Source organism: Methylocystis sp. S23 (assembly GCF_054106005.1).
The window spans coordinates 3,599,872-3,613,312 of sequence record NZ_CM134185.1 but is presented as its reverse complement, the minus strand read 5'-3'; the positions used below and the strand labels follow the sequence as shown (position 1 = coordinate 3,613,312).

Sequence of the window (13,441 nt, the reverse complement as noted above, 5' to 3'; positions counted from 1 at the left end):
TTGCTGAATGTTCAAACGTAAGTGGGTTTTCCTTTTCGCGACCTTGCTCGCGGCGGCGCTCGTCCTTCCCTGGGGCGCGTTGCAGCCGCGCCGGCTCGAGGATTTGCGCAATCTCGTCTTCGACGAGTTTCAGCGCCTTTCGCCGCGCGCCTATGATCCCGAGACTCCGGCGCGCGTCGTCGGCGTCGATGAGGAAAGCCTGAAGGCCTACGGCCAATGGCCCTGGCCGAGGACGCGCGTGGCCGAGCTTGTCGACAGGTTGCGGGAGCTCGGCGCGGCCGCGATCGCCTTCGACTTCATTTTCTCCGAGCCGGACCGCGCCAGCGCCCACATGCTGGTCGAGGCGCTGCCCGATCCGAAGCTGCGCGCGGACGTCTCCAGGCTCATCGCCAAAGCGCCCGACAGCGACGCTGTCTTTGCGAACGCGTTGCGCGATGCGCCCGTGGTGCTCGGCGCGACGCTCGCGCTGGAGGGAGCCGGCGACTATCCGGCGAAGGCCGGCGTCGTTTCGGCGGGCGACGACCCGGCGCCTTTCCTCTTTTCGTTCCCCGCCGTCGTTGCGCCGCTGCCCGCGCTCGTCGCGAATGCGCAAGGCCTCGGCGCGACCAACTGGCTTCCCGACCGCGACATGGTCGTGCGCCGCGTGCCGCTGCTGACCCGCGTCGGCGCCTCGATCGCGCCGTCGCTCGCGCTGGAGGCGCTGCGGGTCGCGCAGGGCGAGCAAAGCTTCGTCATTCGCTCCTCCAACGCCAGCGGCGAGACGGCCTATGGCGCGCAGACCGGGGTCAATGCGGTGAAGGTGGGCGCCTTTCAGATCGCGACCGGCCCCTCCGCCGATGTGCGCCCGCGTTACGCCTTCTCCACGCCTGCGCGCAATATTTCGGCCAAGGCGGTGCTGGAGAAGAAGGCGTCGCGCGCGGAGATCGAGGGGCGCATCGTTTTTGTCGGCGCGCTGGCGGTCGGGCTCGGGGACGTGCGCGCCACGCCGCTGGAGCCGGTCGTTCCCGGCGTCGACGTCCATGCGCAGATCGTCGAGTCCCTGACGAGCGGCGCGCTGCTCTCGCGGCCGGATTGGGCGCCCGGCCTCGAATATTTCGTCGCCATCGCGGCCTTCGCATTGACCATGCCGCTGCTTTTCCTCGCGCCGCAGCTCGTGTCGGCGGCGTTCGTGCCTCTCGCGGTCGCCGGACTCTTCGCCGGCTCCTTCTATCTCTTCGAGAAGCAGGGGCTGCTGCTCGATCCCGCCTATCCGAGCCTCGTCATCGTCGGCGCCTCCATCGTCGGAACGGTGACGCTGTGGCGCACCGAGACCATGGCGCGCCGTCAGGTGCGGCGCGCCTTCGGCAAATTCGTCGCGCCCGCGGTCGTCGACCGAATCGCCGAGCATCCCGAGCGTCTCGTGCTCGGCGGCGAGACGCGCGAATTGACCGTGCTCTTTTCCGACCTGCGCAATTTCTCCGGCATTTCGGAAGGCTTGAGCGCGCGCGAGCTCACCCAGTTCATGAATGATTATCTGACGCCCATGACCGACGCCATTCTCGAATGCGAGGGCACGGTCGACAAATATATGGGCGACGCCATTCTCGCCTTCTGGAACGCGCCGCTCGACATCGCCGACCATCCGCGCAAGGCGGTGCGGGCGGCGCTCGCCATGCGCGCGGCGATGCTGAAGTTCAACGCCGAGCGCGCCGAGATGGCGCTTGCGGCGGGGCGCCCGCATAAGGAGGCCGCGATGGGGCTCGGCCTGAACCTCGGACGGGCGAGCGTCGGCAATATGGGCTCGATCCGCCGCTTCGACTATTCGATCCTCGGCGACAATGTAAATCTCGCCTCGCGTCTCGAAGGCGCCAGCAAGGCCTTCGCCACGGACATCGTCGTTTCCAGCGCGGTTCGCGACGCCGCGCCGGACATGGCCTGGCTCGATCTCGGGCGCATCGTGGTCGTCGGCCGCACCGAGCCGACCCATGTTTTCGCCTTGGCGGGGGACGAAAGCTTCAGCCGCACGGATTCGTATGTGCGCTGGCGCACGGCGCATGACGAGATGCGCGCCGAATATGAAGCAGGTCGATTCGACGCCGCCGCGGCGCGCGCCGAGACCCTCGCCCAGATGCTTCCCGGCGCCTGGCCCGCACTCTATCTGGGCATGGAACAACGATATTCGAAGCTGGCGCGCGAGGGCTTGCAAGAAGGTTGGTCTTCGATATGGAATCTCCAGAGCAAGTGACCGCGTTTCATTTCCCTCCAGCGCTCCGCGCGACCCGTTGGCTCTTCTGAAGGATCGCCGTCAGCGCATGACCGATACGATCGTCGCGAAATATTGGAACCTCCTCGCGTCTCGCCACGATGCGCAGGCTTTCGCCACGCTCGACGCCGCCTATCGTGAGCCGCAGCGCGCCTATCACGCATGGGGACATATCGTCGATCTGCTCACAAAGCTCGAAGCGCTGGCGCACTTGCCCATGCGGGCCGATCTCGTCGCCGCGGCGATCTTCTGGCACGACTCGGTCTATCTCACGCGCGATCCCGACGGGCGCCCGCGCACCGATCCGGAGAATGTCCGCGCGAGCGCGGAGCTGTTTGCGCGCCACTCGAAATTCGACGTATGCGAGGCGCGGGCGATTGAGGATCTCATCATGGCGACCGCGAGCCATATGAAGGCGAAGGCGTCCGCCGAGCATTATCCGGGCTTTTCGCGCGATCTCGACTTCTTCCTCGATCTCGACCTGTCGTCTCTCGCCGCGCCATGGAGCGTGTTCGAGAAAAATCTCGACGACATTCACTTCGAATTCGGCTGGGCGCCGGAGCGAGCGTTCTATCTGGGACGCGTGCAGATGCTCGAGAGCTTCCTCGCGGCCGGCGACGCGCTCTATCGCCTGCCCGAGTCGCGCAGCCTGTGGCTCGCCCATGCGCGCGCCAATCTGCAACGCGCCGACGCCGATCTGCGCGAGCGCCTCGCGCGGTCCGCTTGAATAGCAATCGGGCAACCCATAAGCCGGGACTTGGTTCGCCGCCCTACCTCGAAAGTCACTAACGCCGTCATGGCCGGGCTTGTCCCGGCCATCCACGCCGTGCGGCATTCGCAAATGCCTGACGGCTGGCTCTTCATCATGACGAACCGTTCGAACGGCGCATGCTCGAGTGGCGCGATCATAACGGCGATTTGGCTTGCGGCGCGAACGCCACCCGGCGGTCTTCGGCCGCCGACCTCCCCGTAAAGGGGAGGTATGGGGCGGTTAACGCCGGGGATCGTTGTTCGCCCGATTGCTCCGCCGTCAATCGATCGTGATGCGCCCGTCGATGACGGGCGCGATGGCTCCCGCCTTCTGGATGGCGTCCATCACGACGGTCGCGAGCAGCGGCGCTTCGTCGTCCGTAATGAGGGGCGTTCCGCGCAGGAAAGCCTCATAGCCGTCCTTTCCCCGCGCGAGATAATCATTGGTCGCAACCTTGTAGCGCTTCGCGTCGTCGAGCGGCTTGCCGCCGATTTCGACGGAGACGATGCGCGATCCGGGAACCGCGTCGCGGCGCAGGACGATGCGCGCGCCCGAGAGTTGCGGAAAGCGGCCGGCGCCCTTGCCGAGCATCCAAACGCCCCGCTCGAGCGCCGCGCGAAGATCGGCGCCGTCTATTTCCAAGGCGACGAGCTTGTTGCCGAAGGGAAGCGAGGCGGCCACCATCTTGCGGGTGAGCTGCGTTCCCGGCGGCACGATGACGTCGCCGCGAATGCCGCCGCCATTCATAATGGCGATGTCCGCGCCGGCCCATGCGCGCATGGCGTCCGCGATGAAATCGCCGATCGCCGTCTCCTGTCCACGCACGCTCGCCGTGCGGCTGTCGAGCGCCGTCCGCGTGACGCCGATAATTTGATCGAGCTCCTTGTCCATCCCCGCCTGATAGTCGACGACGCGCGCGGCGACGGCGGCGTCCGGCTTCACGTCGGCGGTGTCAATGACGCGGAATTTCGGCGTCCAGCTCACTTTGCGCGGCTCGCCTTCCGTCACCGTGACGGCGAGATCGACGGCGACGATCTGCGCGCCGTCGGCCTGAGTTTCGGCGATCGCCGCGCGACCGTCATACGCGATGAAGAGATTGTGGTCGTGGCCCGACAGCACGATGTCGATCAATCCCGACCTGGCGAGGCGCAGATCGTCCCGCCACTCCGAATGGGTGACGGCGACGACAAGATCGGCGCCCGCGCCGCGCAGACGTTCCGCTTGCCGTTTCGCCGTCTCGATCGCCGGCGAGAATTGCAGCCCGCCCGTATTCGAACGTCTCGCGCTTTCGTCTTCCGTCAGGCCGAAAACGCCGATCTTCACGCCGTCGATCTCGAACATCCTGCTGTCGTCGAAGCCCGCCAGCGGCTTTCCCGCGGCGTCCCGCAGATTGGCGGCGAGCCGCGCGGCCCGCACCTCCGACATGCGCTTGCGGAAGACTTCCTCGCCGAAGTCGAATTCATGATTGCCGGGCGTGAACACGTCGACCCCGATGCGGTTCACGAGATCGACGATATGCGCGCCCTTGTCGAAGCTCGACATGAGCGAGGGCGAGATCGTGTCGCCCGCCAATGCGACGAGGACGTTCTTGCTCGCCTTGCGCTCGGCGTTCACCGCCCCCGCGACGCGCGCAAAGCCGCCGCGTCCGTTCTTCTCGGCCATTTCGTAGATGTCGCTGAAGACGAGCAGCGTCGCGTTGACCGTCCGCTCCGCGGCATGCGCGGGAAGGACGAAGAGCGAAAGAGCGAATGCGAGAGAGCGGAATTGCATCATGAAGCCATGTTTGCGCGCTTTGGCGACGAAGAGGCGACAAGCGGCGCCGGTCGCCTCTTCCGATGCGTCAGGCGCCGGTGGTCACGATCACGAAATCCTTGCCGCTGCGCTTGTCGGGGCTCAGCGGGGCGTCGGTGAGCACCATGGTCATGCCCGGATGCATGCGCGCCTTCATCTCGCTGACGAAGGCGGGCTCGGCGGAGATGCGTTGCATCACCACGTCGTCGCGCTGGAGCGGAGTCGCCGCCTGCTGATGCGTGATGGCGCTCCAATGCATGCCCTGCGCGTCCGTATTCGCGCCATTGAGCACGAAGACATGCGAGCCGAGCTTGTCGCCGTCCTTCAGCGTCAGCTTCGAGCGCGCCACGACATGGTCGTTCTCGATGAGCTCGATCACACGATCGGCGGAGGAGACGATGACGCTGGTGATCGGCAATTTCTCGGCCTCCACCCAGTCGGAGGGATGCTTCTTGCCGTCAAGGCCCGCAAGCACATGCTCGAATTCGCTTTCCGCATAGCCCGAGAGCACCATGCCCGGATGCGTCAGCTCCCACGGATCGGTATGCGCGCCCGCGATGATCACCGGCGTGCCGATATGGGTGACGGTGAAGAGCAGCTCCGAAAATTTCATCGGCAGGCGCACGCAGCCATGCGAGGCGGGATAGCCGGGGAGATTGCCGGCATGCAGCGCGACGCCCGACCAGGTCAGCCGGTTCATATTTGGCATGGGCGCGTCGTCATAGATCGACGAATGGTGGTTCTTGTCCTTTTGCAGCACGACGAAGACGCCCGTCGGCGTCTCATGGCCCGGCTTGCCCGTGGAGCAGGTCGCGACGGCGATGCGGATGCCGTTGCGATAGACATGCACGCGCTGCTCGGGGATCGACACGACGACGGAGACCGGGCCCGTCTCGGCGCGCTCCGGATGCCAGGTGAACTCGCCGGGCTTGAGCTGGGAAATGTCCTTCAGCGTTTCGACGGCGAAGGCTGCGCGCGGGACGGCGAAAGCGGACGCCGCAAACATGCCGCCGAGCAGCCCGCGGCGGGTAAAGGCAAACGTGGTCATAATATTTCCCCCTTATTGCCCAGCATTGACCGCGCAGTAACATAGCGGCGGCCAGCGGCCAAGGTCCGCATAGGACCAGGGGAGCGCGGCGCAGACAAAATTGGCGTGGGCGCCCCTCGCGCTTCGAGACGCCTGCTGCGATCCCGGGCTTGCCCGAGATCGATTCTTAAATGCGCAAATCGGGCAAGCCCGACTTGCGCAGGATCCTCAGCATGAGGAGCTTCTGTATCTATGCCAGGCACTTAGGCCTTATCCTGAGGAGCAAGCGAAGCTCGCGTCTCGAAGGACGAGGCCGCCCTCTGAGGTGTGTCCGCAAACTAAGACGGCGCCCATGGGCGCCGTCTCATCGCTTGCTTGGGGGCTACGTCAGTAATTGTAAGCGCGTTCGCCGTGATCGGTGATATCCAGTCCCTCGCGCTCCTGATCGGGCGCCGGGCGCAGGCCGATGATGATGTCGACGACCTTGTAAAGGATCGCCGAGCCGATGCCCGAGAAGAGCAGCGTCGCAATGACCGCCGTGCCCTGCGCCTTCATCTGAGTGACCATGTCGTACGTGCCGGTGAAGCCGTCGATATTGGTGTAGTCGACGATGCCGGCGCCGCCGAAGGCGGGGTTGACGAGCAGGCCGGTCGCAAGCGCGCCCGTGATGCCGCCGATGCAGTGCACGCCGAACACGTCGAGCGCGTCGTCATAGCCGACCTTCTTCTTCACGATGTCGACGAAGAAGAGGCAGATCGGCGAGACGGCGAGGCCGAGGATCAGCGCGCCGACGGGACCCGAGAAGCCGGCGGCCGGGGTGACGGCGACGAGGCCGGCGACGGCGCCGGTGATCAGGCCGAGCAGCGAGGGCTTGCCCTTGACCAGCCATTCGACCACCATCCACGACAGGCCCGCCGCGGCGGTCGCGACCATGGTGTTGACGAAGGCCAGCGCGGTGCCGCCATTGGCTTCGAGGTTGGAGCCCGCATTGAAGCCGAACCAGCCGACCCACAGCAGCGAGGCGCCGATCATCGACATGGTGAGCGAGTGAGGCGGCAGCGCCTCCTTGCCGTAGCCGATGCGCTTGCCGACCATGACGGCGCCGACGAGGCCCGCAATGCCCGCATTGATGTGAACGACCGTGCCGCCCGCAAAGTCCAGCGCGCCCTTGGCGAAGAGCCAGCCGGCGCTTGAGGCGAGTCCGTCGATCGTCGCCTGCGCCGCCGTTTTCGCAGCTTCGTCGTCACCCGCGGCGGCGAGTTTCGTCGCAGCGTCGACGAGCGCGTTCGGATCCGGCGCGCCCCAGACCCAGTGCGCCACCGGGAAGTAGATGAAGGTGACCCAAAGCGCCGTGAAGAGCAGAACCGCCGAGAATTTCATGCGCTCGGCGAAGGCGCCGACCACGAGGGCGGGGGTGATCATCGCGAAGGTCATCTGGAAAACGAGATAGGCAAATTCCGGAATGACCTTGCCGGGCGTGAATGTCGGGGAGATCGCCGCCGAGTCGACGCCCTTGAGGAGCACCTTGTTGAAGCCGCCAATATAGGCGCTGAGCGAGCCGCCGTCGCCAAAGGCGAGCGAATAGCCGTAGACCGTCCAGATCACGCCCACGAGGCAGACGATGGCGAAGACCTGGGTCAGGATCGACAGCATGTTCTTGGTGCGCACGAGGCCGCCATAAAACAGCGCGAGGCCCGGGATCGACATCATCAGCACCAGCAGCGACGAGGTCAGCATCCACGCCACGTCGCCGGGATTCGGGGTCGGGTCGTTGCCAGCAAAGGCCGGCCCCGCCAGCGCGACCAGCGCCGCTCCCGCAAGGATCGAAGCCGTAAACGCGCTTCGAGACGAAGGAAGTTTCATGTAGGGAAGCTCCTTAAGTTGTCGGGAGAAGGCGATCAGAGCGCGTCGGCGTCGGATTCGCCGGTGCGGATGCGGATGGCGCGCTCGAGCGGGCCGACGAAGATTTTGCCGTCGCCGATCTGGCCCGTGCGGGCGGTGGAGGTGATCGCGTCGATGACCTTGTCGACGAGGTTTGCCGCAACTGCGACCTCGATCTTGAGCTTCGGCAAAAAGCTGATGGCGTATTCGGCGCCGCGATAGATTTCCGTATGTCCCTTTTGTCGTCCGTAGCCCTTGACTTCCGTCACCGTGAGGCCGTGCACGCCGATATTGGTCAGCGCGTCGCGGACCTCATCGAGCTTGAACGGCTTGATGATCGCTGTCACGATTTTCATCTGCCAATCCTGTTGTTATCGACCCCTTGGACGGGCGCCGCCGGTCAAGGCGGGACGCCGCAGCGGCGCGGTCGTTGGAGAGAGCGTTTGAGCGCTCGGCGCAATCGCCTTCAAAAGCCGTGCCAGCCGCGCTAGGCCAGAGAAATCCTGGGGTTTCACGCGAGAACGCGTCTATGGCGGATCGGGCTGCGCCGCCGCCGCGCGGGCGGGCCGCCAAGGAAAAGCTCGGAGTTCCGGCAAGACCAAGCAAAATGGTTGAAGAAGAGGCGGAGGGCGCTGATCGTGGCGCGGCGCCTAGAAAAACGGCAGGCGCCTAAAGATTGGCGCGCAGGCGGATGAGGCCCTCTTGCGCCACGGAGGCGAGCAGGCGCCCATCCCGCGTGAAGATGCGGCCGAAGGTCAGTCCGCGCGCATTTGAGGCGGCGGGGCTTTCCTGGGCGTAGAGCAGCCACTGATCGACCCGCGGGGGATGGTGCAGCCAAAGCGCATGGTCGAGGCTCGCGACCTGAATCTTCGGGTCGAAAATATTGCGGCCATGCACCATGAGCGCCGTGTTCAGCAGCGTCATGTCCGATAAATAGGCGAGAAGCGCCGCGTGGAGGGCGTCGTCTTCGGGCAGGGGGCCCTGGACGCGAAACCAGATGAATTGCCCCAGGCGGTTGGGCGCGACCAGCGTCTCGGGGGCGACGATGCGCATATCCAGCGCGTCGGCGCGCTTCATCCAATGCTCGGCGGGCGTCGGCAGGAAGCCCCGGAAGCGCTCGACGAGGGCGCCGATGGGCTCCAGGCTTTCGGGCGCCGGCGTCGACGGCATGTCGGCCGTGTGCTCGAACCCGCTTTCCCGGAGCTGATAGGAGGCCTCGAGCGAGAAGATCGTGCGCCCCTGCTGGGCGGCGACGCAGCGGCGAGTCGTGAAGCTCCGGCCATCGCGGATGCGCTCCACCGCGAAGTCGATCGAAATTTGGGGATCGCCCGCGAGGACGAAATAGGCGTGCAGGGAATGAAGCGGCCGGTCGGCGGGCGCGGTGCGGGTCGCCGCGACCAGCGCCTGGGCGACGACCTGCCCGCCATAGAGGTGCCGGCCCGCCGCGGCGGGGCTGTGGCCGCGGAAGCGGTCGTCGCCCAAATTTTCCAGGTCGAGCAGCGCGACGAGTTCGTGGGCGGGCGCGTCATCCATGACGAAGAGGCGCGTCAGTCGATCTGCCGCGCCTCTTCCGGCAGCATGATCGGTATGCCGTCCCGGATCGGATAGGCGAGCCGCGCGGAGCGCGAGATCAGCTCCTGGCGCGCGCGGTCATATTCGAGCGTGGTCTTGGTGAGCGGACAGACCAGGATTTCGAGCAGGCGCGGATCGACCTTCGTCCCCTCGGGCGCGGTGGCCTCATTGGCGCCGGCGGCGTCGGTATTGTCGCTCATCTTGTCGTTCCCGTCTCTTGCGTCAGTGCCATTGCGGCCGGTCGCCGTCGCGCTGGGCCATGTCCAGCTTTGCGAGGGCGACGAGCGTCTCGGCGCGGGTTTTCAGGTCGATCGCCTCGACCAGCGCCTGCTTTTCGTTCGCCCCGAAGGGCGACATCATCGCGAGGGCGTTGACCAGCGTCTCCGTCGGAGCCGCGTCGATGCTCGCCCAGTCGATTTCGAGTTTCGAATATTCGGCGAAACTGCGCAACATGGCCACCATGGACTCGCGGTCCACGGCGTTTTCCCCCGCGCCGGGCAGGAGGTCGGCCTGGAAGCCGTCAAAATTCACCCGAAACTGGCGATAGGGGCTTCCGGCCTTCAGCTCCTCGACGAGGCGGAAGCGCGCCACGCCGGTGAGCGTGATCAGATAGCGCCCGTCTCCCGTCTCGGCGAAACGGGTCAGACGGCCGGCGCAGCCGATCTGGAAAAGCGGCGGCGGCGCGGCTCCATTGCCGCCAGGCAGCGGCTGGATCATGCCGACGAGCCGCGCGCCCGCGATCGCGTCGTCGATCATGGCGACGTAACGCGGCTCGAAGACGTTGAGCGGGAGCTCGCCCCGCGGCAGAAGCACGGCGCCCGTCAGCGGAAAGAGCGGAAGCGTCTGAGGCAGCGCGCGAATATCGGTGTAAGGGCTGTTCAGGCTCATGGCGGCTGGCGGGAAAGCCTCTCCCTTTATGAGAAGAGCAGGGTGGAGAGCCGCCGCCGCGCGGCGACGGCCGCCTTGTCCATCGGTCCCCACGCCTCGAAGAACTGGACGAGCTGCTTTCTCGCCCCGTCATCGTTCCAACTACGGTCCCGCCGGATGATTTCAAGAAGCGCGTTCGCCGCTTCCTCGCGCCGGTCCTTGGCGTTGAGGGCCAAAGCGAGATCGAAATAGGCCTGGAGGTCGTTGGGGTCGAAATTGATCCGCCTCTTGAGGTCCTCGATCTCGCCGAGATCCTGGGCGGCCGCCGCGTTCTCGATCGCCGCCCAGGCGGCCGCGACGTCGGTGTCCTTCCTGGCTGATTCGGGCAGGTTTTCGAGGACGGCGCGGGCCGCGTCCAACTGCCCGGCGCCCACATAAAGCCGCGCAAGGAGGGCGAAGGCCTTGGGATCGACCGGCTCCTGGCTCGTAATCTCCGAGAGCAGCGCATGCGCGCCCGCGACGTCGCCTTCGGCGATCATCGTCCGCGCGGCTTCCAGCGCGTCGCCCGCTTCCTCGACCGGACCGACGAGGCGCTCCAGGAAGCCTTTGATCTGGCTCTCCGGCAAGGCGCCGACGAAGCCGTCCACGGGGCGACCGCGCTGAAAGGCGACGACCGCCGGAATCGATTTGATTCCGAGCTGGTCGGCCACCTCGGGCTCCGCGTCGATGTTCATCTTGACGAGAACCGCCTTGCCGCCGGCGGCCGCGACGAGCCGCTCAAGGACGGGGGCGAGCTGCTTGCAGGGGCCGCACCACGGCGCCCAAAAATCGACGAGGACGACCTTGCGCATCGATGCTTCGAGAACGTCGGCGCGAAAGCGCGCCACCGTCGTCTCGATCGGCGCCGGCGTCGCCGCGCCCATATTCGCCAACTCCACCATCCCGCCGCTCCCCTCTCGCTTCTTCAGTGGTCCTGTCTGACGAAGGTCAGATAGACCGGACGGCGTCCCGCCGCCATCGCCTTGGCCTCATATTTGGTCCGCGTCCAGCCTTCCCAGGGGACAAGCCAATCCTGCGCCGTTTTGGCGCGCCAGCGGAAAGCCTTGCAAGCGCGCAGCCGGGCGAGCGTCCAGGCCGCATAGTCGTCAATGTCGGTCGCGAAGCGCAGCTCCGCGCCCGCGCGCATGACCCGGGCGAGCTTCTCGATATTTTCCGGCGAGACGAAGCGGCGCTTTCGATGGCGCCGCTTGGGCCAGGGATCGGGGTAGAAGAGGTAGATGCGCGAAAGGCTGGCCTCCGGCAGAACGTCGAGAAGCTGGGCCGCGTCGCCCCGGTGGAGACGGATATTGGAAAGGCCCCGCGCCTCGATCTGCGCCAGGAGCTTCGCCATGCCGTTGACGAAGGGCTCGCAGCCGAAGAAGTCGACGCCGGGCTCGCGCGCCGCCGCTTCGACGAGATGCTCGCCGCCGCCGAAGCCGATCTCCAGGCGGGTTTCGCGGTCGGGCCGCAGGGGTAGGGGTTTGGACAGATCGAGCGCGAGCCGCGGCAAAAGCGCCGCCATCAGCTCGCTCTGATGCGGGCGTAGCGCCTTGCCCTTGGAGCGGCCATAGAGGCGCGTCCGGGCGCGAGAGGGCGTCGTTTCAGTCATTTTAGCGAGGAGCCCGCCGCTATTTTGCGAATTTAATCGCGGCGAAGAGAAAACCGGCGAGGGCGATCTGCGTTACGATGAGCCAGCGGACAATATCGACTTTCAAATCGGCGACAGCTTCTTTCAAATCACTTTTCGTCACCAATTGGGAAGCGTCGATTTCGCGAAGCGCCTCCACGACGCCAGTGGCCTGCTCTTCGGTGAAGCCGCGCTTGCGCAGGAGTTGCGCGACAGCGAGGGTGTCAATGGTGAAAGCGCTCATGGAGCTCAAAATAAGGCCTAGGTCCCAAGCAATCAATTCATGTGGAATGCGGGGGCTTTCGTCACGAAAGCCCCCTCGAATCGATCAAAGGAAGTGAGACTTCAACTGGTCGACAAGGTCCGTTTTCTCCCAGGAGAAGCCGCCATCCGCTTCCGGCGCGCGGCCGAAATGGCCATAGGCCGAGGTGCGGGCGTAGATCGGGCGGTTGAGCTGGAGATGCTCGCGAATGCCGCGCGGGGTCAGGCGCACGAGCTGCGGCAGGACGGCTTCGATCTTGTCCTCCGCGACCTTGCCGGTGCCGTGGGTGTCGACATAGATCGACAGCGGCTCGGCGACGCCGATGGCGTAGGAGAGCTGGATCGTCACGCGGTCGGCGAGGCCGGCGGCGACGATGTTCTTGGCCAGATAGCGCGCGGCATAGGCGGCCGAGCGGTCGACCTTGGTCGGGTCCTTGCCCGAGAACGCGCCGCCGCCATGCGGGGCCGCGCCGCCATAGGTGTCCACGATGATCTTGCGGCCGGTGAGGCCGGTGTCGCCGTCCGGGCCGCCGATGAAGAACTTGCCCGTCGGATTGACGTGCCAGACGGTCGCGTCGGTGATCCAGCCCCTCGGCAGCGCCTCGCGAATATAGGGCTCGGCGATGCGGCGGATGTCGGCCGGCGAAAGGCTCTCGTCGATATGCTGATGCGAGAGCACGATCTGCGTCGCCTCGACCGGCTTGCCGTCGGCGTAGCGAACGGTCACCTGGCTCTTGGCGTCGGGGCCGAGACCCTTCTCCTTGCCCGTGTGGCGGGCCTGCGCGAGCAGCTCGAGGATCTTATGCGAATAATAAAGCGGCGCAGGCATGAGGGCCGGCGTCTCGTTCGTCGCATAGCCGAACATGATGCCCTGGTCGCCCGCGCCCTCGTCCTTGTTGCCGCTGGCGTCGACGCCCTGGGCGATGTCGACCGATTGCTCGTGCAGCAGGACTTCGACCTTGGCGGTGTTCCAGTGGAAGCCGTGCTGCTCATAGCCGATGGCGCGGATCGCGTTGCGGGCGATTTCCTCGATGCGGCTGAAGGCGATATGCGGGCCGCGCACCTCGCCGGCGATCACGACGCGGTTGGTCGTGCAGAGCGTCTCGGCGGCGACGCGGATCGCGTAAGGATCGATCCCCGCCTTGGGACCCTCGCGGAAGAACTCGTCGACGATCTCGTCGGAAATGCGGTCGCTCACCTTGTCGGGATGGCCCTCGGAAACGGACTCGCTGGTGAAAAGATAATTCTTCCGGGTCACTTCGGAATCTCCCAATGGCCGCCTGCCGGTTAAGCGAGCGATTCTACAGCGCTAGTATGCGTCATCTGCCAGCCCGTGTTCGATAGGTCAAGCCAAAAAGGGGGAAACGTTCGTTAAAGAGAACT

Annotated in this window: 13 protein-coding genes; 2 read left to right on the top strand and 11 right to left on the bottom strand. The window is 65.8% G+C overall.

Annotation, left to right across the window (positions count from 1 at the left end):
- Nucleotides 1-7: 7 nt before the first annotated feature.
- On the top strand, nucleotides 8-2,224 hold the full coding sequence (locus ACV7JP_RS17780) for a CHASE2 domain-containing protein (protein ID WP_457796978.1): 2,217 nt from the start codon (nucleotides 8-10) through the stop codon (nucleotides 2,222-2,224).
- 67 nt (nucleotides 2,225-2,291) lie between these two features.
- Entirely contained in the window at nucleotides 2,292-2,969 is a 678-nt protein-coding gene (locus ACV7JP_RS17775; RefSeq protein ID WP_457796977.1) for an HD domain-containing protein, read from the top strand.
- Between the two features lie 303 nt (nucleotides 2,970-3,272).
- Here the strand turns inward: ACV7JP_RS17775 and ACV7JP_RS17770 are convergent, their stop codons facing one another.
- From ACV7JP_RS17770 to metK, 11 genes are all read right to left on the bottom strand, one after another.
- The gene (locus tag ACV7JP_RS17770) at nucleotides 3,273-4,766 is read right to left on the bottom strand and encodes a bifunctional metallophosphatase/5'-nucleotidase (RefSeq protein WP_457796976.1); all 1,494 of its coding nucleotides are present in this window, start codon (nucleotides 4,764-4,766) and stop codon (nucleotides 3,273-3,275) included.
- A 67-nt stretch (nucleotides 4,767-4,833) separates the two neighbouring features.
- Nucleotides 4,834-5,832, bottom strand: coding sequence for a L,D-transpeptidase (locus tag ACV7JP_RS17765; RefSeq protein ID WP_457796975.1), 999 nt, complete (start codon nucleotides 5,830-5,832; stop codon nucleotides 4,834-4,836).
- A 366-nt stretch (nucleotides 5,833-6,198) separates the two neighbouring features.
- Nucleotides 6,199-7,674 (bottom strand): ammonium transporter, encoded by a 1,476-nt coding sequence (locus ACV7JP_RS17760; RefSeq protein ID WP_457796974.1) that lies wholly within the window; start codon nucleotides 7,672-7,674, stop codon nucleotides 6,199-6,201.
- Between the two features lie 35 nt (nucleotides 7,675-7,709).
- The gene (locus ACV7JP_RS17755; protein WP_457796973.1) at nucleotides 7,710-8,048 is read right to left on the bottom strand and encodes a P-II family nitrogen regulator; all 339 of its coding nucleotides are present in this window, start codon (nucleotides 8,046-8,048) and stop codon (nucleotides 7,710-7,712) included.
- Nucleotides 8,049-8,361: 313 nt separating this feature from the next.
- Nucleotides 8,362-9,225, bottom strand: a complete 864-nt coding sequence (locus tag ACV7JP_RS17750; protein WP_457796972.1) for an acyl-CoA thioesterase — start codon at nucleotides 9,223-9,225, stop codon at nucleotides 8,362-8,364.
- Between the two features lie 14 nt (nucleotides 9,226-9,239).
- Nucleotides 9,240-9,464 carry a Trm112 family protein gene (locus tag ACV7JP_RS17745; RefSeq protein WP_457796971.1) on the bottom strand — a complete coding sequence of 75 codons (225 nt, stop codon included), beginning with the start codon at nucleotides 9,462-9,464 and terminating at the stop codon, nucleotides 9,240-9,242.
- 22 nt (nucleotides 9,465-9,486) lie between these two features.
- Nucleotides 9,487-10,152, bottom strand: coding sequence for an LON peptidase substrate-binding domain-containing protein (locus ACV7JP_RS17740; RefSeq protein ID WP_457796970.1), 666 nt, complete (start codon nucleotides 10,150-10,152; stop codon nucleotides 9,487-9,489).
- A gap of 26 nt (nucleotides 10,153-10,178) precedes the next feature.
- Nucleotides 10,179-11,072, bottom strand: a complete 894-nt coding sequence (gene trxA / locus ACV7JP_RS17735) for a thioredoxin (RefSeq protein WP_457796969.1) — start codon at nucleotides 11,070-11,072, stop codon at nucleotides 10,179-10,181.
- Nucleotides 11,073-11,095: 23 nt separating this feature from the next.
- Nucleotides 11,096-11,779 carry a tRNA (guanosine(46)-N7)-methyltransferase TrmB gene (trmB, locus tag ACV7JP_RS17730; RefSeq protein ID WP_457796968.1) on the bottom strand — a complete coding sequence of 228 codons (684 nt, stop codon included), beginning with the start codon at nucleotides 11,777-11,779 and terminating at the stop codon, nucleotides 11,096-11,098.
- A 19-nt stretch (nucleotides 11,780-11,798) separates the two neighbouring features.
- Entirely contained in the window at nucleotides 11,799-12,041 is a 243-nt protein-coding gene (locus ACV7JP_RS17725) for a hypothetical protein (RefSeq protein ID WP_457796967.1), read from the bottom strand.
- Between the two features lie 84 nt (nucleotides 12,042-12,125).
- Nucleotides 12,126-13,316, bottom strand: coding sequence for a methionine adenosyltransferase (gene metK / locus ACV7JP_RS17720; protein WP_457796966.1), 1,191 nt, complete (start codon nucleotides 13,314-13,316; stop codon nucleotides 12,126-12,128).
- Nucleotides 13,317-13,441: the final 125 nt, after the last annotated feature.